This is a genomic window from Empedobacter sp. UBA5924 (genome assembly GCF_002431085.1).
GTDB lineage: Bacteria > Bacteroidota > Bacteroidia > Flavobacteriales > Weeksellaceae > Empedobacter > Empedobacter falsenii_B.
This window is the reverse complement of sequence record NZ_DJDM01000036.1, coordinates 1-22,018: the sequence shown is the minus strand read 5'-3', so window position 1 is coordinate 22,018 and position 22,018 is coordinate 1. Positions and strand designations below refer to the sequence as shown.

General features: G+C 32.1%; 23 protein-coding genes. 6 read left to right on the top strand and 17 right to left on the bottom strand.

Translation table 11 applies throughout. The annotated features are described in order from the left end of the window. Window positions 1-77 precede the first annotated feature (77 nt). The 5 genes from B3792_RS10275 to B3792_RS10255 form a co-directional block, all read right to left on the bottom strand. Window positions 78-896, bottom strand: coding sequence for a mechanosensitive ion channel family protein (locus B3792_RS10275; RefSeq protein ID WP_280050084.1), 819 nt, complete (start codon window positions 894-896; stop codon window positions 78-80). Between the two features lie 15 nt (window positions 897-911). Continuing rightward, a complete protein-coding gene (locus tag B3792_RS10270; protein WP_038333652.1) occupies window positions 912-1,118 on the bottom strand; it encodes a hypothetical protein in 207 nt (68 codons plus the stop codon). 1 nt (window position 1,119) lies between these two features. Then, window positions 1,120-1,686, bottom strand: a complete 567-nt coding sequence (locus B3792_RS10265) for an RNA polymerase sigma factor (protein ID WP_038333651.1) — start codon at window positions 1,684-1,686, stop codon at window positions 1,120-1,122. A 187-nt stretch (window positions 1,687-1,873) separates the two neighbouring features. Beyond that, the gene (locus tag B3792_RS10260) at window positions 1,874-2,158 is read right to left on the bottom strand and encodes a rhodanese-like domain-containing protein (RefSeq protein ID WP_038333764.1); all 285 of its coding nucleotides are present in this window, start codon (window positions 2,156-2,158) and stop codon (window positions 1,874-1,876) included. A gap of 52 nt (window positions 2,159-2,210) precedes the next feature. Then, on the bottom strand, window positions 2,211-4,232 hold the full coding sequence (locus tag B3792_RS10255; protein WP_286496203.1) for a M13 family metallopeptidase: 2,022 nt from the start codon (window positions 4,230-4,232) through the stop codon (window positions 2,211-2,213). Window positions 4,233-4,563: 331 nt separating this feature from the next. On the opposite strand from B3792_RS10255, the gene B3792_RS10250 reads away from it, so the two are divergent. Both B3792_RS10250 and B3792_RS10245 read left to right on the top strand, forming a co-directional pair. Then, window positions 4,564-5,520 (top strand): NAD-dependent epimerase/dehydratase family protein, encoded by a 957-nt coding sequence (locus B3792_RS10250; protein WP_125350177.1) that lies wholly within the window; start codon window positions 4,564-4,566, stop codon window positions 5,518-5,520. A 66-nt stretch (window positions 5,521-5,586) separates the two neighbouring features. Beyond that, window positions 5,587-6,945: an acyl-CoA dehydrogenase family protein gene (locus B3792_RS10245; protein WP_219035144.1), complete on the top strand. Its 1,359-nt coding sequence runs from the start codon at window positions 5,587-5,589 to the stop codon at window positions 6,943-6,945. Window positions 6,946-6,991: 46 nt separating this feature from the next. Here B3792_RS10245 and B3792_RS10240 read toward each other — a convergent pair whose 3' ends face one another. The 3 genes from B3792_RS10240 to B3792_RS10230 all read right to left on the bottom strand — a co-directional run bounded on the left by B3792_RS10240 (window position 6,992) and on the right by B3792_RS10230 (window position 11,079). Next, window positions 6,992-7,492, bottom strand: a complete 501-nt coding sequence (locus B3792_RS10240) for a YqiA/YcfP family alpha/beta fold hydrolase (protein ID WP_280037347.1) — start codon at window positions 7,490-7,492, stop codon at window positions 6,992-6,994. Between the two features lie 114 nt (window positions 7,493-7,606). Then, window positions 7,607-10,729, bottom strand: coding sequence for a preprotein translocase subunit SecA (gene secA / locus B3792_RS10235; RefSeq protein WP_125350181.1), 3,123 nt, complete (start codon window positions 10,727-10,729; stop codon window positions 7,607-7,609). Between the two features lie 128 nt (window positions 10,730-10,857). Then, complete coding sequence (locus B3792_RS10230) at window positions 10,858-11,079, bottom strand: DUF2795 domain-containing protein (RefSeq protein ID WP_019976296.1); 222 nt, start codon at window positions 11,077-11,079, stop codon at window positions 10,858-10,860. 170 nt (window positions 11,080-11,249) lie between these two features. Here B3792_RS10230 and B3792_RS10225 point away from each other — a divergent pair, with 170 nt between their 5' ends. Beyond that, window positions 11,250-12,191 carry an NAD(P)H-dependent flavin oxidoreductase gene (locus B3792_RS10225; RefSeq protein ID WP_219035146.1) on the top strand — a complete coding sequence of 314 codons (942 nt, stop codon included), beginning with the start codon at window positions 11,250-11,252 and terminating at the stop codon, window positions 12,189-12,191. 60 nt (window positions 12,192-12,251) lie between these two features. Here the strand turns inward: B3792_RS10225 and B3792_RS10220 are convergent, their stop codons facing one another. The 4 genes from B3792_RS10220 to B3792_RS10205 form a co-directional block, all read right to left on the bottom strand. Continuing rightward, window positions 12,252-13,151 (bottom strand): MBL fold metallo-hydrolase, encoded by a 900-nt coding sequence (locus B3792_RS10220; protein WP_219035147.1) that lies wholly within the window; start codon window positions 13,149-13,151, stop codon window positions 12,252-12,254. Between the two features lies 1 nt (window position 13,152). Then, complete coding sequence (locus B3792_RS10215) at window positions 13,153-13,608, bottom strand: GreA/GreB family elongation factor (protein WP_219035148.1); 456 nt, start codon at window positions 13,606-13,608, stop codon at window positions 13,153-13,155. Between the two features lie 97 nt (window positions 13,609-13,705). After that, complete coding sequence (locus B3792_RS10210) at window positions 13,706-14,668, bottom strand: zinc metalloprotease (protein WP_219035149.1); 963 nt, start codon at window positions 14,666-14,668, stop codon at window positions 13,706-13,708. A 162-nt stretch (window positions 14,669-14,830) separates the two neighbouring features. After that, a complete protein-coding gene (locus B3792_RS10205) occupies window positions 14,831-15,316 on the bottom strand; it encodes a TlpA family protein disulfide reductase (protein WP_280037360.1) in 486 nt (161 codons plus the stop codon). Between the two features lie 117 nt (window positions 15,317-15,433). On the opposite strand from B3792_RS10205, the gene B3792_RS10200 reads away from it, so the two are divergent. Further along, complete coding sequence (locus B3792_RS10200; protein ID WP_125350185.1) at window positions 15,434-15,901, top strand: DUF4268 domain-containing protein; 468 nt, start codon at window positions 15,434-15,436, stop codon at window positions 15,899-15,901. Between the two features lie 41 nt (window positions 15,902-15,942). Here the strand turns inward: B3792_RS10200 and B3792_RS10195 are convergent, their stop codons facing one another. Continuing rightward, window positions 15,943-16,794: an ATP cone domain-containing protein gene (locus B3792_RS10195; protein WP_125350186.1), complete on the bottom strand. Its 852-nt coding sequence runs from the start codon at window positions 16,792-16,794 to the stop codon at window positions 15,943-15,945. A 111-nt stretch (window positions 16,795-16,905) separates the two neighbouring features. Here B3792_RS10195 and B3792_RS10190 point away from each other — a divergent pair, with 111 nt between their 5' ends. Next, window positions 16,906-17,490 carry a PhnA domain-containing protein gene (locus tag B3792_RS10190; RefSeq protein ID WP_125350187.1) on the top strand — a complete coding sequence of 195 codons (585 nt, stop codon included), beginning with the start codon at window positions 16,906-16,908 and terminating at the stop codon, window positions 17,488-17,490. Between the two features lie 44 nt (window positions 17,491-17,534). Here B3792_RS10190 and B3792_RS10185 read toward each other — a convergent pair whose 3' ends face one another. The 3 genes from B3792_RS10185 to menA all read right to left on the bottom strand — a co-directional run bounded on the left by B3792_RS10185 (window position 17,535) and on the right by menA (window position 20,896). Then, complete coding sequence (locus B3792_RS10185; protein WP_125350188.1) at window positions 17,535-19,166, bottom strand: ABC-F family ATP-binding cassette domain-containing protein; 1,632 nt, start codon at window positions 19,164-19,166, stop codon at window positions 17,535-17,537. Between the two features lie 105 nt (window positions 19,167-19,271). Next, window positions 19,272-19,952: a metal-dependent hydrolase gene (locus B3792_RS10180; protein WP_291069529.1), complete on the bottom strand. Its 681-nt coding sequence runs from the start codon at window positions 19,950-19,952 to the stop codon at window positions 19,272-19,274. A gap of 17 nt (window positions 19,953-19,969) precedes the next feature. Then, window positions 19,970-20,896: a 1,4-dihydroxy-2-naphthoate octaprenyltransferase gene (gene menA / locus B3792_RS10175; RefSeq protein WP_291069527.1), complete on the bottom strand. Its 927-nt coding sequence runs from the start codon at window positions 20,894-20,896 to the stop codon at window positions 19,970-19,972. An 88-nt stretch (window positions 20,897-20,984) separates the two neighbouring features. Here menA and B3792_RS10170 point away from each other — a divergent pair, with 88 nt between their 5' ends. Next, window positions 20,985-21,830: a glycoside hydrolase family 25 protein gene (locus B3792_RS10170; RefSeq protein WP_038332218.1), complete on the top strand. Its 846-nt coding sequence runs from the start codon at window positions 20,985-20,987 to the stop codon at window positions 21,828-21,830. Between the two features lie 4 nt (window positions 21,831-21,834). On the opposite strand, the gene B3792_RS10165 is transcribed toward B3792_RS10170, so the two are convergent. Next, the coding region (locus tag B3792_RS10165; RefSeq protein ID WP_291069525.1) for a hypothetical protein at window positions 21,835-22,018 on the bottom strand (184 nt) is incomplete at its 5' end.

Sequence of the window (22,018 nt, the reverse complement as noted above, 5' to 3'; positions counted from 1 at the left end):
AAAAGTCGGCTTAGTTTTTTAATAAGTAATTAATAGGTTGGTTAATAATTATTAAAAATAGGTTTGGGTAGGTAAGATTAATCTTCTATAATTCGTATTTTTTTATTCGTGATAACTTTTATCGGATACACAATTTTTTCATTTTCTGTTTGTATTGTCATACATATATTATTAATTGCAATTATCACGCCTTTTGTCTCATCTTCTATGATTACTTTTTGTCCAATTTCAAAATTCCTATTTGTGTAAAACGACAATAATAATCTATAAATAATATCTTTAGAACCTAATCCAAATGCAATTGCCAATGTCAAAAATATTGATCCTAAAATTAATGACAGATTATTTGTAATTAGCTCTGTATTAACACCTGCTTGATTTAATGAAGTAATTATCGTAAAAATAAGGATGATATAAAAAATGATATTACTAATAATATTTGCTCCGTTTAAATCAATTGATTTAATTAAACTTCTTAAAAAAGTTTTGATATAGTTAGCCAAATAAAATCCTCCAGCAAATATTAACACTGCACTAAAAAATTGTGGCAGATAATCTACAATTCTTCCTATTTGGTTAGAAACGACTGTTAATCCAAAAATATCAGATCCTATAATAATGATTAACAAAATAATAAACAATCGTACAAATTGTAAAATAATCTTAGAAGGATCTATTTCAATAGAGGAGTTTTTCAACGCTTCACTGTTGTTTAAAGCATTTTTTAATTTATCTATCTTAGATAATTTTAATATGTACTTAGTCAATATTAGAATCAATCTTAGCAAGATATATGACAGGATAATGAATATAATACCTCCTACAACTTTAGGAAAAACGAGTACCATTTCTTGATATAAACTTTCTAACAAGCTAAAATTTAAACCTATATTCATATAATCTATTTATAGTTAACCTTCTTTATCTTTTTTGTTCGGTTTGTTAGTTGATTTTTTTCCGATTCCGAAGAAATTTCCAATTGTGCTTGGATATTTTACTGAAACCAAATCGGCTACCTCCAACGATAATTTTATTAAAGCAACATCATCCATAACTTTTTGTTTTATTGTTTCTGGAAGCTTTTCATTGGCTAGTATAGTCTTAAAAGGATTTTCCATTTTACAAAGCGTTATAAATTTTTAGTAAACGATTTTTTGCTCTATTCAATCTCATCTTAGTTGCACTTTCACCAATCTCTAAAGTTTCTGAAATTTCTTTGATTGAAAATTCATCTTGATATTTCATGAGTAATATAGATTTCTCTTCGACATCCAACTCCTTTAGGGACTGCGTTAGTTTTTCGATTTTTAATTCAAAAATTTCTTTGTCATCAATAATTTCATCATTATAGTTATCAACCAAATCATCCGTTACCGAATAATTTTTTCTTTCTTCTTTTATCTTTCGTTGCACATGATTGACACAAAAATTATATGTAAAAGAATATAACCAAGTAGAGAATTTAGATTTTGATTGATATGTTTTCAGTTTTACAAACAACTTTACAAATATATCGTGCGTCATATCTTGTGCCTCAGCTTGATCCTCTACAAAACTCAAACATTTATTATATACCGTATGTGCATACCTATCATACAATATACCGAACAAATGCTGATTTTTTGTTTCGACAATCTTATACACCAAAATGTCATCTGCAATATTTTCTATAGAATCTTTTGACATTTTAACTGCTTACATTTAATATGACACACCTATTCTTATTTGGTCACTCATTTTTTTAGCTTTTTTTATCAAAAAAAATTAAATAATTTTAATTTAATCGAATATCTATTTAAAATACAATAATATACAAAAAAAAACCGACAAATAAAAATTTATCGGTTTTTTATGAATAATAATTAATTACGAATTATTTCTCCAAAACATCTAAGACATCTTGAAAACCTCCTCCATTAAAAATTTCGTCTACACCTTGCGCTTGCAAATATTGTGCAGCTTGACCTGAACGGTTACCGCTTCTACAAAAAACTACTATAGGTCTTGACATTGCTTTAAATTCCTCTACTCTTGTAGGAACTTCTCCTAATGGAATATTGATTGCATTTGGAACAAATCCATCTGTATCCAATTCAAAAGGCTCACGAACATCCACTAATGTTACATTAGCATTGTTTATTGCTTCAACTGTTGTCATTTTAATAATTCTATTTTTATTTTTTATCCAATCAATAATTTTGCCAAGCATCTTACCAAATTCTAATACGGTCTTTTGGTGCTTTGTACAATTTATCTCCTGGTTTTGTTTTAAACGCATCGTGGAACGCATCAATATTAACGATTGGTCCAAAAGAACGGTAATATCCAGGAGAATGTGGATCTGTTTTCACTTGATTTACTAAAGCTTCGTCAGTCGCTTTTGTTCTCCAAATAGTTGCCCAAGATAAGAAGAAACGTTGTTGCGGAGTATATCCATCTATGTTTCCGTAAGTTCCTTTATCTTTTAAATACATTTGCAAAGCATCAAAAGCAACAGAAGCTCCTCCTAAATCTCCAATATTTTCTCCAGATGTAAAAATTCCATTTACATGTGTTCCTGCTACTGGTTCGTAAGCATCATATTGTCTTGCTAAAGCACCTGTTGCTGCTTTAAATTTTTCTTCATCTTGAGGTGTCCACCAGTTCACTAAATTTCCATCTCCGTCAAATTTAGCTCCCGAATCATCAAATCCATGAGAAATTTCGTGACCAATAACTGCTCCAATTCCTCCAAAGTTTACAGCTGCATCTGCTCTATAATCATAGAATGGTGCTTGTAAAATTGCTGCTGGGAATACAATTTCGTTATTTGTTGGATTAAAATAAGCATTAACTGTTTGTGGAGACATTCCCCAACGTGTTTTATCTACTGGTTTTCCAAAATCTTTCAAATTATCTTGGAATCTCCATTGACTGTAAGCTAAATTATTTTCAATTAAAGATCCTCCATTTTTAATTGATTTAACTTTAAATCCTGAATAATCTTTCCATTTATCAGGGTAACCAATTTTAACCGTAAATTTATTTAACTTTTCAATTGCTTTTACTTTTGTATCCTTTGACATCCACTCTAAATTATTGATGTGCATATCAAACGATTTAAATAAATAACTAATCAATTCTTGCGCTTTTGCTTTTGCCTCTGGTGGAAAATTATCTTTCACATAAATTTGTCCTAATAACTCACCAACTGTTCCATTTACATAAGCCAAACCTCTTTTATCTAAAGCTCTTTGTTCTTTTTGACCAGATAATTTTTTACCATAGAAGTCAAAATTAATTTTTTCTAATTCAGTTGTAGAAGAATTAGAAAAAGAATCAATCAATTTGAATTTCAAATAATCTTTGATGATTGGTAAATTCTCTTGATTTATGATTTTATCTAAATTTTTGTAATAATCTAATTCACGGATGATTACTTTGTCAGGATTAATTCCGAAAGACTTTACAAACTTCACTACATCAACATTCTTAGAAAAAGCTCCTGCTTCCGATAATGTTACTAAATTATAAGATTTATTTGGATCACGGCTTTCTTCAACAGTTTTGATATATTTTGCCATCATTTTCTCGAAAGCAACAATTTTTGGTCCTTTTAAATCACGAGTTTTAGATCCTGTAAAAGGAAAAACTTGATCGATATATTGATTTAAGTTAGCTAAAGTTTCAGTATTTTTGGCATCCTCTTTTTGGTAATATGTTTTACCTAAAGTTAATCCAACACTTCCTAAATAAACAGCATTTTGCGTACTATTTTTCATATCAGTATAAACAGAAACACCATAAAATGGATTCTCTCCAATTGGAGTAACTTCTGTTAAATACGCTTGTAAATCTGTCAAATTTTTGATTGCATCAATTTGCTTAAAATATTTCTGAATTGGAGCAATTCCTGTTTTATTTCTAGCTTCCATGTTTGTGTAAGCTGAGTATAAGTCAGAAATTTTTTGTTCATTAGAATCTTGAGCATATTTATTATTCAATAAATCTTTTACCAATTTCAAAGAAACCTTATCTGTATTCTCTCTCAATTCATCGAAACTTCCCCATCTTGCTCTATCAGATGGAATTTCTGTAATTTTCATCCAATTACCATTTACATAATTATATAAATCATCTTGTGGACGAACAGACTTATCCATATAATTTGGATTAAAAGCCTGATATGATTCTTGCGCAATTGCTAAAACAGAAGTACATGCAAATGCAGCAACAAATAGTTGTTTTTTCATATTTCTACTAAGTATTTTTGATATGATATGTCGAAATTAATACGACCTTTGTTACAAATTTACTAAATAAAGTATTAATTATTCGTGCAATTTTTGACACTTTTGAAGAGGAAGATTAACATTTTTAAAACTTTCAAACCAAAACTCTTTATCATTTAAGATATTGTAAAAAGCTTATTAAAACAGAAAATTTTTCTATATATATCATTCCATATTTATATATTTAGCAAAAAACAATCGATTTCATTATTAATATCTAAATATTATTTTGTTATATCCATATTCAATAGAAAATCTTTAAATTTGGGACCAAACAAAGTAACTTTTTAAGATGGAAACCGATACGATTTTGATCACCGGCGCTTTAGGACAAATTGGTTCTGAATTGGCTGAGAAATTAAAAACCATTCATGGAAAAAATAATGTAATTATTTCTGATATACGTGATCCTAAAGATGTTGATTACGACGGGATTTACGAAGTAATTGATGTAATGGATGCTGATCGAATAAAAGAAGTCATTGCAAAACACAATATTAAAACTGTTTATCATTTAGCGGCTCTACTTTCTGGTACAGCTGAAAAAAATCCAATGTTTGGTTGGAAATTAAACATGGACACTTTACTTACTTTCCTTGAATTAGCGAAAGATAAAGTAATCGATAAAATCTTTTGGCCTTCTTCTATTGGCGTTTTTGGTCCAGATACACCAAAAGACAATACACCACAAAATACAATTCAAACTCCTTCTACAGTTTATGGCATTTCCAAATTGTCAGGAGAATATTGGTGCAAATGGTACCAACAAAATCATAATGTAGACGTTCGTTCTGTTCGCTTTCCTGGTCTTATTTCTTGGAAAACTCCTGCTGGAGGTGGAACTACAGATTATGCAGTTGATATTTATTACAAAGCAATTGAAGATGGAAAATATACTTCTTTCTTGAAAGAAGGAACTTATTTACCAATGTTGTATATGGATGATGCAATAAATGCCATTATTGAATTAATGTCTGCTGATCCAAAACAATTAGGTGAATTTAAATCTTATAATTTAGGAGGTTTAAGCTTCGCACCAGAACATTTAGCAGCAGAAATCAAAAAACATATTCCAAATTTCACAATCGATTATGCGCCAGATTTCCGTCAAGCTATTGCAGATTCTTGGCCGTCTTCTATCGATGATTCTGTTGCAAAAGCAGATTGGGGATTTGAACCAAAATTTGATATCGATAAAATGACAACTACAATGTTAGACAATTTGAAAATAAAATTAGGTAAAGCTTAATTTTTTCTTACAATACAATATTTTAGGAATGCTCTTTGATAATTTTTGGTTAAAAAACCACAAAATATGTCAGGAGCATTTTCTAATTTAAAAAATATCGTCCATCTACTAAAATCTGTTAATTTAGAGCAATTAAATAAAATTTCTCAAAAAGTAGATTTACCTCTTTTAATGGAAAACTTTTCTAAACTTGATGATAAACAACTTCAAGGAATGATGAAAATGTTAAATCCAAATAAAAAACACAAAGAACTTCCTCCAATTGATGGTGATTTCTACGATGTTTTTCACACTTTAACTCCAGAACAGCGTGAATTACAATTAAAAGTAAGAGCTTTTATGGAAAAAGAAGTTAAACCAATTGTTAATGATTATTGGCTTCGCGATCAATTTCCTTTTGAATTAATTCCAAAATTTAAAGAACTCAACATTTGTGGCGTCACTTATGATGGTTATGGTTGTCCAAATTTACCTTTTATTATGGAAGGCGTTTTGGCTATGGAAATGGCTCGTGTAGATGCTTCGATTGCAACTTTTTTTGGCGTACAATCTGGTTTGTCTATGGGATCAATTTATATGTGTGGATCGGAAGAACAAAAAGCAAAATGGTTACCACAAATGCAAAAATTTGATAAAGTTGGAGCTTTTGGATTAACTGAACCCGAAGTTGGTTCTGGTGCGGCAGGAGGTTTAACAACAACGTGTAAAAAAACAGAAGAAGGTTGGATTTTAAACGGTCAAAAGAAATGGATTGGAAATGCGACTTTTGCAGATTTAGTGATTATTTGGGCAAGGGATTTAGATGATGGTGAAGTAAAAGGTTTTATTGTCGAGAATAATAATCCTGGCTTTTCTGTAGAAAAAATTAAAGGAAAAATGGCTTTACGAATTGTTCAGAATGGCTTGATTACTCTGAAAGATTGTTTAATTACAGAAGAAAATCGTTTACAAAATGCTAATTCATTTAAAGACACGGCAAAAGTATTGCGAATGACGAGAGCTGGAGTTGCTTGGATGGCAACTGGATGCGCTCGTGGAGCATATGAAAGCGCTTTGGATTACACTCGAAATCGAAAACAATTTGGAAAACCAATTGCTTCTTTTCAAATGATACAAGGACATTTGGTAGAAATGTTATCTAATTTAACAGCAATGCAAACTTTAGTTTTTCGCTTATCTGAAATGCAAGACGAGGGAATTTTACTAGACGAACACGCATCTTTAGCTAAAGTTTTTTGTACAATGAGAACACGCGATGTCGTTTCACGAGCACGAGAAGTAATGGGCGGAAATGGAATATTATTAGAGCATGACGTCGCTCGTTTTGTTGCCGACTCCGAAGCCATTTACAGCTACGAAGGCACAAAAGAAATCAATTCGCTTATTGTAGGTCGATCTATCACAGGATTTAGCGCGTTTGTATAAATAAAATTTAAAAATCCCAATAAATTAATTTATTGGGATTTTTTATCTACTTTTTGTTCTCCAAAAAAGTTTCAAAAGCTTTTTCGAATTCTTCTAATGTGATTAAATGTGTCATTTCAGCATCAAAAATCTGTTCGATATTTCCGTTTTGTTTTTGAAGATTTTCTACAAATTCAATCTGAAATTTTGGTTCGATCACATCATCTTTTAATCCTGTAAAAATTAAATTTGATTTTGTTGGAACTCCTTTTAATAATTGTTCTGGCAAAAAAGGTTTTAAACGTTCTACCGCTATTACAGCAGGATTAAACATCAAAACTGGAACATTTAACAATAATCCCAAATAATAACTTATCATTCCGCCTAAACTTGTCCCTGCAATAAATTCGATTGGTTCCTTTGTAAAATGTTCAATCAAATCTTGAATCAAAGTTGGAGCATTATCGTAATCAATTGATGGTGCATAACATTCTCCCAAAGAATCTAAATATTCTCTCTTTTCATCTGTTACAAAACCTTGGTAGCCGTGTAAGTATGCAAATTTCATTTGTTTAAAATTTTAATAATTTGATACTGAAAACTTTCAGTAGTTAATGTAAAAATACTAAAAAACCCTTTCAGAAAATTTCAGAAAGGGTTAAAGTTATATAAAAAAATCTTTTTAGTTTACTGATTCAGTTTCCTCTACAGATTCTTCTTTTTGAGTATTTGGTAATTCTCCTTTGAACAAGAACGAAATAATTTCTTTGTTCACTGTGTCTAACATTCTTTGGAAGATATGGAAAGACTCTTGTTTGTAAACAACCAATGGATCTTTTTGTTCGTAAACCGCATTTTGAGACGTTTTACGTAAGTCATCAACATCACGTAAATGCTCTTTCCAGTTATCATCAATCAAACTTAATACAACTGATTTTTCGAAATCTTTTATTAAAGTTTTACCTTGAGATTCGTATGCTTCTTTCAAATCACAAACAACTGTCATTTGACGAATTCCGTCTGTAAATGGTACTTGAATACGAGAGAACATATGTCCTTGATTCTCGAAAACATTCGAAATTACTGGGAAAGCTGTTTCTGCAACATATTTCATACGTGCTTTGTAATCTTCAATTGCTGCGTCGTACGTAATATTTGTTAAATCTTTGATTGATTTAGATCTAAATTCATCTTCAGTAACAGGAGTTCCCATTGTAAAGAATTTAATTAAATCTAATTCATATTGATCAAAATCTTCGAAATCTTTGTTAGATTTTACAACAGAAGCCGCAACATCATAAATCATATTTGCAATATCAACTTCCAAACGATCTCCGAACAATGCATTGTGACGACGTTTGTAAATTACTTCACGTTGTTTATTCATTACATCATCATACTCTAACAAACGTTTACGAATACCGAAGTTATTTTCTTCTACTTTTTTCTGTGCACGCTCGATAGATTTTGTAATCATAGAATGTTCAATCACATCACCATCTTTGTGTCCCATACGGTCCATTAATTTTGCAATTCTTTCTGAACCGAATAAACGCATTAATGAATCTTCTAATGAAACGAAGAATTGAGATGATCCTGGATCTCCTTGACGACCAGCACGACCACGTAACTGACGGTCTACACGACGAGAATCGTGACGTTCAGTACCAATAATTGCTAAACCTCCAGATTCTTTTACTTCTTTCGTTAATTTAATATCGGTACCACGACCAGCCATATTCGTTGCAATTGTTACAGCTCCTGGTTTACCAGCTTCTGTTACAATATCAGCCTCGCTTTTGTGTAATTTTGCATTTAAAACATTGTGATTAATTCCACGTAATTTTAATGCTTTTGATAATAACTCAGAAATCTCAACATTAGTTGTTCCAACTAAAACTGGACGTTTGTCATCTTGAGATAAACGAACAATTTCCTCGATTACTGCTTTATATTTTTCACGATTTGTTTTGAAAACAATATCGTTTTTATCGTTACGTAAAATTGGGCGGTTTGTTGGAATAGAAACAACATCTAATTTGTAAATTTCCCAGAACTCACCTGCCTCAGTTTCCGCTGTACCAGTCATACCTCCTAACTTATTGTACATACGGAAATAGTTTTGTAATGTAATTGTCGCAAACGTTTGTGTAGCTGCTTCAATTTTTACATTCTCTTTCGCTTCAATTGCTTGGTGCAATCCATCCGAATAACGACGACCATCCATAATACGACCTGTCGATTCGTCAACGATTTTTACTTCACCTTCAACCACAACATACTCGATATCTTTTTCGAATAATGTATATGCTTTTAACAATTGGCTTAAAGTATGGATACGCTCAGATTTGATTGAGAAATCACGGAAAAATTCTTCTTTCATTTGAAGAATTTCTTCTTTAGTTTTTCCTGAATTTTCAATTGCTCCAATATTTGTCGAAACATCTGGTAAAATGAAGAAATTCTCATCTTCCATTCCTTTAGACAAATACTCGATTCCTTTATCTGTTAAATCTGATTGATTTTGTTTTTCATCAATAACAAAGTATAAATGCTCGTCAACTTTTGGCATTTCACGGTTATTATCCTGAATAAAATGCGCTTCTGTTTTTTGTAATTGAGCACGAATACCATCTTGAGATAAGAATTTGATTAATGGTTTGTATTTTGGTAAACCACGGTAAACTTGGTATAATTTGAAACCACCTTCTTTTAAATCTCCTTGTTTGAATAATGTTTTTGCTTCGTTTAATGTTTTTCCTAACATCTCACGTTGCATTTGATATAAACGATCAATTTTTGGTCTTAATACATCAAATTCGTGACGATCTCCTTGTGGAACTGGACCAGAAATAATCAATGGTGTACGAGCATCATCAATTAAAACTGAATCGACCTCATCGACAATCGCAAAATTTAATTCACGTTGTACCAAAGCATCTGGTGTATTTGCCATATTGTCACGTAAATAGTCGAAACCAAATTCGTTATTTGTTCCATAAACAATATCAGATGCATACGCATCGCGACGACCTGGAGAGTTTGGTTGGTGATTATCGATACAATCTACTGATAAACCATGAAAAGAGAAAATTGGACGCATCCACGCCATATCACGTTTTGCCAAGTAATCATTCACCGTTACTAAGTGAACTCCACGACCAGTTAGTGCATTTAAGTAAATAGGTAAAGTTGCAACCAACGTTTTACCTTCCCCTGTTTGCATCTCCGCAATACGACCTAAGTGTAAAGCGGTACCTCCAATAAACTGAACATCGTAATGAGACATATCCCATGTTACTTGACGACCTGCTGCATCCCAAGAGTTTTTCCAGATTGCAGTATTATCATCTTTAAGAGAAACGAAATCGTGTCCACGATTTACCAAAACTTTATCAAACTCAGAAGCTGTAACTTCTAACGTTTCGTTTTCAGTAAAACGTTTCCCTGTTTCGCGCATTACAGCAAAAGCTTCTGGTAAGATTTCTAATAAAATCTTCTCTTCTACTTCGTATGCTTCTTTATTGATTTTATCAATTTTAGCGTATAAATCTTCTTTTACACCAAAATCTTCTGTTTCCTCAACTTGTTTTTTTAACTCTTCAATTTGAGTTTTGAAATCTTTAGTCGCATCAGCTAATTTAGCTTTAAACTCTAAAGTTTGCCCTCTTAATTCATCAATTGATAATGAACTAAGCTTTTGACCAGCTTCATTCGCTAAGTCAACATATTTTCGTAATTCTTTTACATCTTTGGCATTCTTATCACCTAAGAAACCTTGTAAAATTTTGTTTAAAATATTCATATTTTTCTGCGTTCTTCGTCAAAATTAGCCACAATATATTTGAGACTAATTAAGATGCAAATATACGTTAACTATGTTAGTTATAGATTATAGAATCGAAAAAAGCCCCAATTTGGGCTTTTTTATTTTTAATATTCGTCCTCGTTCCAAAGGAAATCGTCGTCCGTTGGATAGTCAGCCCAAATTTCTTCAATGCTTTCGTAAGAATCTCCTTCATCCTCAATAGATTGTAAGTTTTCTACAACTTCCAAAGGTGCACCAGTACGAATTGCGTAATCAATTAATTCATCTTTTGTTGCTGGCCAAGGTGCATCACTTAAATAAGATGCTAATTCTAAAGTCCAATACATAGCTTATATTTTTTATTATTAGTAGAGACAATTAAACTCTAATTTATTTTCTAAAATTTGATTTTTTGCAAATCAAATAATCTGCCAAAGTCAAACTGTCAGTATTTATGTTAAAATTAAATTTTTTCGTTCTCTATATTTATTTAATTTTATGCCTAAATATAACGAAAATGGACACGAATATAACAAAATTATTTGCAATAAAATATCCAATTATTCAAGGTGGTATGATTTGGAATAGTGGTTGGCGATTAGCGTCAGCTGTAAGTAATGCTGGAGGACTAGGTTTAATAGGTGCTGGAAGCATGTATCCTGATGTTTTACGCGAGCATATAAAGAAGTGTAAAGCTGCTACAAATCATTCTTTTGGCGTTAATGTTCCAATGCTTTATCCGAATATTGAAGAAATTATGCAAATTATTGTGGAGGAAGGTGTAAAAGTTGTTTTTACTTCTGCCGGAAATCCAAAAACGTGGACAGAAACTTTAAAAAAAGAAGGAATAACTGTTGCACATGTTGTCAGTAGTGCCAAATTTGCATTAAAATCTCAAGATGCAGGAGTGGATGCTGTCGTGGCAGAAGGTTTTGAAGCTGGCGGACATAATGGCAGAGAAGAAACCACTACACTTTGTCTTATTCCGAATGTGAAACGTCAAATCGATATTCCATTAATTGCTGCTGGAGGAATTGGAACAGGTTCTCAAATTTTAGCAGCATTTGCATTAGGTGCAGATGGAGTACAAATTGGTTCTCGTTTTGCTGCAACTCAGGAATCTTCTGCTAATCAAGCTTTCAAAGATGTGATTGTAAATGCGCAAGAAGGTGACACGCAACTTACATTGAAAGAATTGGCTCCTGTTCGATTGATTAAAAATGAGTTTTATAATCAAGTTCAAGAAAAATATCAACAAGGCACAACCGCAGAAGATTTGAAAGAACTTTTGGGTAGAGGACGTTCTAAGAAAGGAATGTTTGAAGGCGATTTGGTAAATGGAGAATTAGAAATTGGTCAAGTTTCGTCATTAATCGATTCTATTCCGACAGTTGCAGAAGTTTTCGACGATTTATTAGTAGATTATCAAGTTGCAAAAGATAAATTAATTCGATTATAATCATCGTTCAGTTTTAAACACTATAAAAAAGCTGTCAAAAATTTTTGACAGCTTTTCGTTTTATAATCTTCCTTGTTCTTTTAATTTCCAATAACGCATTAGTCCATTAACAGACATCCAGCATGGATTGGCATATTCATACACCTGAATTTGATCTTCTGTTAAACCTAAGTCTTTATAGTTTTTTGTGACATAATCGACAAAAACAGGGACAATTTCTTCGGTCGGAATTTTATCATCATACATCGGTTTGATATAATTTGACCAATCATCTAAAGCTTTTTCTAATTGATCAAAATGATTTTCTAAATCTTCGTGATAACCATAATGCGTCGGATAAATTCCTTTTGCATTAATTTTTCTCAATTTAGCAATCGATTCTTTCCACAATTCAATATTAATATCTGGCGGCGGACAAGGAGGCGAAACAGGTCCATTTTCTATCTTCACCCCCGCTACATCACCTGTAAAAATAACATCGTCCAACACATAAGCATTGTGATGAACAGCATGTCCAGGCGTATAAACAGTCTGAAAAACAGCATCACCAAACTCCACACTTTGTCCATCTGCCAAACCAACCAAATATTCTTCGTCAATTGGTTTCATTTCTCCCCACAAACGATCCATATCGTCACCATAAATCATTTTTGCAGATTCCCACAATTTCTCAGGATTTTTCAGATGCGGTAAACCAATCGGATTTAAAAAAATTGTTGCGCCATGTTCTGTAAATTTCCATGCAGCACCAGCGTGATCAAAATGAATATGTGTAATTAATATGTTTTCAATATCGATTACCCGCCAACCTAAAGCTTCTATTCCTGTTTTCAGATTTTCGAAAGTGGAGTATGGGCCCGGATCGACTAAAACCGGTCCCTGTTCTGTTTCGATTAAATAAGTTGCGATAGCTTCCTTTTCATTTTGAAAATTCAGGTCTATTGTATGTATTTTTGGCATGCTATAATATTTCTTCTATGGTATATTTTATTCCATTAAATTCTATTTTATCGCCGGCTCGTTTTCCAACCAACGCTTCAAAAATAGGTGCTTGTGTACTAATTCCTACAAACTTTTTATTTTCCCATTCGAAATCTTTGAAAGATAAACCAATGACAAAATTAACTTTGTCAGTCAAAACAACATTTCCTTCCGTTATTTCATCAATCAACTCAGGGCGAAGTACTCTGAAGTTATTTAAATCTTCTGTTGCTTGATTAATTCTTATTTGTAAATTTCTGGCGGAATCTGTCGACTGACTTTGTTGTGCAAAATCATCAAGCTCTAAACTCGATTCTTCATCTAAATCAGCACTTTCAGTATAAATTCGCTCCGATTCTTTTAAGGCGTTTATTTCATCTTGTTTAAGTTGAATAAGATGCTGAATGACATCTTTTCTGATATGTTTTTTATTCATTTTTGTAGTTTTAAGTTTAGATAAACTTACAAAAAATAAAAAACTCCTGAACTATTCATTCAAGAGTTTTTTACTACTATATTTAATTATCCTGATGTTATTGAGCGAAGCTATAGCGTGCACCTCCCGGACTGAAAATAGATAACATTCTACTTTTTTGTCCTTCAGAGAACATATATAATCCTCTATCGTCACTATAATCCATATAATTCATGGTCATTTCGACAGGAGATCCTGAACATGTACTATAATGAGGGTATGCAGGGACACCATAGTTTGGTGCATTATGATAAGGCGTATCGTTCACATAATCTGTTAGACATCCACCACCATCTCCCCAAATGTGACGTAAATTCATCCAGTGCCCAACTTCATGAGTAGCTGTTCTCCCTAAATTGAACGGGTAAGTTGCTGTTCCTGTATTTCCAAAATATCTTGAATCAATTACCACTCCGTCTGTTGCAGAACTACCCCCGGGAAATTGTGCATAACCCAGAATACCACTTCCGATTGTACAAACCCATAAATTAAGTTTTGTTGTAGGGGAAGTTGGCAGAATTCCTGTACTTTTCTTCATGGCATCATTTGTTCCCCAAGAAGTTTTTGTTGTTTGTTTTCTGTTCACCGTTTCTAATTCAAATTTAATCCCAACATTTGCTTTTACATTTGAAAACAAAGCGGGTACCTGTGAAAAATCAGCATTCTGTGCATTGAAATCTTTATTTAAAACATCAATTTGAGATTGAATCTGAGCTAAAGAAATATTTTCAGCGGCCGTTTTATACAAAACATTTACAACAACAGGGATAACAATAGTTCCATTGACTAGTTTTCCTTGCATTTTTTCAAAGTTTTGGGCATGGGCTTCAATATCTGCCATTTTTGAGGCCAGATTAGGATTTTCTGATAGCTGTAATTTTAAAACTTCATCAGAAGCGCACGTTCGACTTGCAACTTTTTGATTAGCAGATTCTGCTTGAGGATCCATTTCGTTTTTAGTGTCATCACTACAAGCTGTGAATACAGCAAGTGTAGCTAATGTAAAGATAAGTTTGTTCATATTATTGTTATTTAATTAGTGTTATTTAATTAGTGTCTACTAAAAATACAATAATATTTATTAAAAACATGAATAAAATCATATTTTAACAATAGAAACAATTACAGGTACATAATAGTTTGCAAGAATGGAAGTTAAATTGAAAAAATATCACATCTGATTTTATGGAAGAATTTCATTGATTTCATCCTCCAGTTCATATTTGGTCATGGCTTGATCATGAAAAACAACTTTTTCTCCTTTATTGTAAATAATTGTAACAGGAATATTTCCACCCCACTTGGAATCGAAAGAAGGAATCCATTCATTCATCCGCTTGGTGTCATCCAGTAAAACAACTTCTGTATTGATGTGATAATCTGTTATAAATTTCTTTACTTTATCCAATACTTTTGGTCGATCCAAAGATACCAACAGCATTTTGAAATTGGGATTGTCTTTGTATTTTTCATTAATTTCCATAAATGCAGGAATTTCTTCAACGCAAGGAGCACACCATGTTGCCCAAAAATTAACGACAACAACTTGATCTTTATAAGTTGTGATTTTTTCGTGTAAAGCTTCATATTTTACAGTTTCCACAGATTGTGCATTTACAGTAGAAAAAGCCAAAATTCCCATTAAACCAAGGAAAGAAAATAGTTTCATATTTACTTTTTAAAAATATTTGTTCAAATGTAATAGAACAAGAATCAATCCAAGCTATTTTTCTCGAAATTTTGTTGAATAGAATATTAAACCGATTTTTGTAAAAAAATAATCAATTTGTTTTCAAAAGAAGATGCTTATCGCATAAAAAAGGATTTTTGGATTTCGTATGGAACGTATATGAAATTGCAGATGAATGCCGAAGGAACGCGTATTAATTGGATAAATTACAAAACGGATATAAAAGGTGTTTATTTTAGAACGGATGTCGAACGCAAGTTTGCAGAGGTTTCGATTGAAATTTCGCATCCAGATCCGTCAGTTCAACTGATGATCTATGAACAGTTTGAGGAATATGAAAATGTTTTGGAAAATTATCTTGGCGAAAAATGGATTTGGACAAAAGAAGATTATGACGAAGACGGAAAAATGATTTCGACAATAAAAATACGTTTAGAAAACATTAGTATTTTTAGAGAAACCGATTGGCCGCAAATTATTCCGTTCCTAAAAGATCGAATGATTAATTTGGATGAATTTTGGTGCGATCACAAAGATAGTTTTGAGATTTTTAAAGAATTATAAAGCAAAAGAAGCTCAATATTGAGCTTCTTTTTTATTTCATTTTAAGCAATTTCGCACGTAAAATTCTCGATTTCTAACAATTCATTCGTTTCTTCCAAAACTTCGTTTCGTTGTTCTTGAGACAAATTTAATGAATCTAAAAACTTATTATTTTGTTTTAAATCTTTCACCAAAATACATTCTTTTGACAAAAGAACTTTTTCTTGCTCTGGCGTCAAAGTCGTTAAACATGTAATTGGATACAAAGCCGCATTATCAACCAAATATTTGATACTATTTGTTTCTGGATAATCCCAAGAAATTAATCCAATTCCATAATAATTTGCAAAATCTATACTATCAGTTGTCAAATAAGCATTTGTTACCAAGAAACCTTTTGTTGGTTTCATATCTCGTCCAAAAAAATGATACGTATGACCTTCTACATCTTTCATTCGTGATAAAAAATACATCGGTGTTGTCACCGAAATTTTGGCATCTTCGTCATTTCTAAATTTACATTCACAGAAAAGTAACTGATCACCTTTAGAAGCCACCACATCTATTTCGTGCGTTACCGCATTTCCTTGTACAATTTCTGAATGCAAAGATTGATATCCTGCCGCTTGCATCACTTTTCCAATCCACTTTTCGAAATAGTATCCTTCTGGTCCCAAATCTCGCAAAGCTCTTTTCAAGCTATAACGCGCCGCATACGAATTTCTATAATTTTTGAGATGGGCAAAAGCAATTTTATACAATTCTCTTGTCGGAATACCCTCGTAAAGATCTTTCGAAACTAATTCGAAAACTTCTTCAACTTCCTCTTTTTTTGCGCCAGATTTCGTTAATGAACGTTTTAAAGCTTTTGGATTATATGGAATTAACTCACCTGAGTTTTTCTTTACTAACATATTTTAAGGTTGAATTTTATTCTTAACGAATTTAAATAATTCTGATTAAAAATCCTTAAAAGTTTAAATTCTAAATATAAGGTTATCTTTGCAAAGCTTTAAAATCAACATATGAAATTAGAAACATTTTTACAAGAAAGAAGTGGCAACCAATGTGAGTTGACAGGATTTACAGAAGATTTAGCTATTTATGAAGTGAATCCTGATGCAAGTAGTAATCCAGACAGAAATGTCTATATAACTCAAAAATGTATTAATCAGATTGAAAAAAGAGAAGAATTGGATGCATCTTTTTGGGAATCATTCTTACTTTCTTCTATGTGGAGTGAGGTTCCTTCTGTACAAGTGCTTTCTTGGAGAATATTGAATCGCTTTAGAAACGAGTCTTGGGCTGCTGATGCTTTAGACATGATGTATTTAGATGACGAAAATATGGAGTGGGCAAAAGCTTCTGGAGATCATGAAGGAGATGGGAGTGTTGATTTGCACAAAGATAGCAACGGGAATATTTTGGTGAATGGAGATACGGTGACATTGATTAAAGATTTGGATGTAAAAGGTTCTTCTATCAATGCAAAAATTGGAACTGCTGTTCGAAACATTCGTTTAGTTCATGATAATACCGAACAAATTGAAGGAAAAGTTGACGGACAATTAATCGTTATTTTAACGAAATTCGTGAAGAAACAAGCATAAAAAAATCCACTCAGTTGAGTGGATTTTTTGTTTTTATCTAAAATTTACTTTTCTATTTCTTTCAAGTTCTCCATTTTCTTTGTTGCAAGAAAACCTTTGATATCTTCGAAATGTTCTTTGACACGTTTATTTCCAAATTCGAAAACTTTTTCTACCAATCCATCTAGGAAATCACGATCGTGAGAAACTAAAATTACTGTTCCTTCAAATTCTTTCAACGCATCTTTGATAATATCCTTTGTTTTCATATCCAAGTGATTTGTTGGCTCATCTAAAATCAAGACATTATAAGGTTCTAACAACAATTTTACCATTGCCAAACGTGTTTTTTCTCCTCCAGAAAGCACTTTTACTTTCTTATCGATATCATCACCTTTGAACATGAATGCACCCAAAATATTTTTAATTTGTGTTCTGATATCACCTTCTGCAATGCGATCTACAGTTTCGAAAATAGTTAAATCTTCATCTAATAAAGCGGCTTGATTTTGAGCAAAATATCCGATTTGTGCATTATGACCAATTTCTAATTTTCCTTCGAAATCAATTTCATTCATAATCGCTTTAATCATTGTTGATTTTCCTTCACCATTTTTCCCAACCAACGCCACTTTTTGTCCTCGTTCGATGACCATATTTGCATCCTTAAACACAATATGATCACCATACGATTTATCTAAATTTTCGACTACAACAGGATATTGCCCAGAACGTGCAGCCGCAGGAAATTTCAATTTCAAAGCTGAAGTATCAACCTCATCAACCTCAATAATATCTAACTTTTCTAACATACGAACTCGTGATTGCACTTGTTCTGTTTTAGAAAAAGTCCCGCGAAAACGTTCGATAAATAATTTATTTTCGGCTATGAATTTTTGTTGCTCATCATAAGCTTTTTGCTGATGAATTCTACGATCTTGACGCAACACTAAATAATCAGAATATTTTGCTTTGTAATCATAAATTCGTCCCATTGTAACTTCAATAGTGCGATTTGTAATATTATCGACAAACGTGCGGTCGTGCGAAATCACCATAACAGCTTTGGCTTGATTTTTCAAGAAATCCTCTAACCATTGAATTGATTCGATATCCAAGTGGTTTGTAGGCTCATCTAATAAAATCAAATCTGGTTTACGCAAAAGAATTTTAGCCAATTCGATTCGCATACGCCAACCTCCCGAAAACTCAGAAGTTGATCGATCCAAATCTTCTTGCGCAAATCCCATTCCTTTCAAAACCTTTTCCACTTCGGCTTCGTAATTTACTTCTTCTATCGAATAAAATTTTTCACTGACTTCCGAAACGCGCTCGATTAGCTTCATATAATCATCACTTTCGTAATCAGTTCGTACAGTTAATTGCTCATTTAATTTATCAATTTCATTCTTCATTGATAAATATTCGGCAAAAGCTTTTGACGTTTCTTCGCGAACAGAACAATTATCTTCGGTTAACAAATGTTGTGGCAAATATGCAATTACCGCATCTTTTGGTGCTGAAATATTTCCCAAAGAAGGTTTATTGATTCCTGCAACAATCTTAAGTAAAGTAGATTTTCCTGCACCATTTTTACCCATTAAGGCAATTTTGTCATTTTCGTTTATCACAAAACTAACTCCACTAAACAACGTTGAAGAACCGAATTGAACGGCAATATCATTAACTGTAATCATATATTTTATCGAATAATTGCAGCAAAGATAATCTTTTTCAACCGAGATCAAATCAATAAAAAAGCTTGAGATTATCTCGAGCTTTTATATATTGTAAAGAATTTCTTAAACCGTTAAATCTTCGCCAATTTCTAATAAAATCAATTGAATATGACGTGAAAAGAAAATAGATTTCGCTTCTGCTTTATCAATTTTAATTGGTGGAAATGTATCGTAATGATAACCCAAAACCTTAGTTGCTTGCACATATTCTGCCGCAATAGAAGCACTTTTTGCACCCATCGTAAAGTTATCTCCGATTGGTAAAATTGCTAAATCAAGTTGTCCAATTGTATCTGGAATCAACTTCATTTCGTATGTCAAAGCTGTATCACCAGCGATGTAAACACGTTTTCCTTCACTTTCGATAATGTAACCATTCGGATCTCCTCCATACGTTCCATCAGCAAATGAACTAGAATGAAATGCAATCGTCGATTGAATCGAACCAAAATCAAAACTAAATTTACCGCCCGTATTCATTCCGTGTGCTTTCAAACCTCTTTCCGAATAATAAGAAGCAATTTCTGCATTCGAAATAATCAAAGCGCCTGTACGTTTTGCCAATTCTTCCACATCATACACATGATCTTGATGCGCATGCGTAATGACAATATAATCTGCTTTTAAAGTTTCGAAATCGATGTTTTTTGATAATTCATTTGGTGTAATAAATGGATCAACAACAATGTGTTTGCCATTTGCTTCAATCGCAAGCGAGGCATGTCCTAAGTATTGAATTTTCATTATATATTCTTTTGTGATTAACGAATTAAAGTATCAATAAAATCGAAACCGATTAAGCTATATCCCAACAATACAGCGAAAAATAAAGCTAACATTGCTACTTGTTTCAAAAATGGATCGAAATCTTTTGGATCTTTTACTGCAAAAATTTGACGACGAATGGCGTTTGCAAAAAAGATTAAAATTAAAAAAACAAAGCCAGATAATTTACCTTGTTTAAGTGGTGACATCGTTACATATAATGCGCTTAATGTGAAAGGAATCGTCATTAAAGCCATTTGGTAATATTTACTTTTTTGAAAACCTAATTTTGATGCAACCGTAATTTTATTGTTCTTGACATCATTTTTCACATCTCGCATATTGTTCAAATTTAATACTGCTACACTCCAACATCCCATCGAAGCTGCAGGTAATAAAATTTGCCATTGAAAAACTTTAGAATATAAAAATTCTCCACCTGCAACTGCTAAAATTCCAAAGAATAAAAACACAAAAACATCACCTAAACCAATATATCCGTATGGTTTTTTTCCCATTGTATAAGCCATTGCTGCAAAAATAGACGCAACACCCAAACCAAGAAAAATGTAAATGTATTTCATATCATTTGGATAAAAAGATACATACAACAATGCAGCAACGCAAACTAAGGAAATCGCAACCATAATTCCGATGGCAACTTTCATTTGGTTTTGAGTTATCAATCCAGATGCTACAGCACGCTGTTCTCCTACTCTATTTGCGTCCGTTCCTTTTACTGCATCGCCATAATCGTTCGCGAAATTTGATAAAATTTGGAAAGCCAAAGTTGTTAAAAGTGATAAGAAAAATATATCATTTCGAAAGATTCCTTCTGATTTTGCAATAAATCCAGCCAATAATAATCCACTCAAAGAAAGTGGTAATGTGCGAAGCCTTGCGGCTAATATCCATTTTTTCATACTGAACAAAGATAATGAAGATTTTACTTTTTTTATCATCGAAAATTGAAGTAATATTGCATAGAATTTATCTATTTCAACTACTAAAATGCCTCGTAAAAAGAAAACACAACAATCTATTTTTAATACATTAAAAAAAATCAAACTTTCGACTTATGTGATTAGTCTGCTGATTTTGTGCGTTGTTTATTTTGCATATCGTTATCGCCATGGTATTCATTACTATTTTTCGGTTGTAGAAAAATCGCTGAAAGGTGAAAAATTGGTTGATGATAAAGTTACAAAATTTGATATCCGAAATATTGAGGTGATGGATAAATATTATCTCAAAACTTTTGGTGTTGATGTTTCGCATTATCAAGGAAAAATTGATTGGACGAAAATGCATACGATTTACAATTTGTATCCGATAAATTTTGCTTTTATCCGTTCTACAATGGGAACTTCGTCTATTGATGAGACTTTTGAAGATAATTGGGAAGGTGCAAAAGAAAATAATATTTTGCGTGGTGCTTATCATTTTTATCGTCCAGACGAAAATTCTACTTTACAAGCACAAAATTTTATCGCAAAAGTAAAATTAGAAAATGGTGATTTGCCTCCAGTTTTGGATATTGAAACCTTACCGAAAACTCAATCTATGGATCGTTTGGTGGAAGGAATCAAGAATTGGTGCAAAATTGTTGAAGAGCATTACGATATCAAACCGATTATTTATACGTCGGACAAATATTTCGAAGATTATTTACAAGATCATTTTGATGGTTACATTATTTGGATTGCCAATTACAATTTTTGGGTGCAAGAAATGAAAGGTCATTGGGATTTTTGGCAATTTACCGAAAAAGCAACCATAGATGGCGTAAAACGTTATAAAGTTGATGTGAATATCTACAACGGAACCATTGATGATTTGGAAGGATTGACGCTTTAGAAAATTAATGAATCAATTTTACAGCTCCTTTTTCATCATAAATCAATGTATCTTTTCTTATCATTAAAATAGTATTTTCTTCAATTATAGGGTAAAAATAACAATACTCGCAATCTTCATCAGGTATCATTATACTGTCTGAGTATGATTTATTTTTATTAATTTCTACCTGTTGTGCATTTTGATTA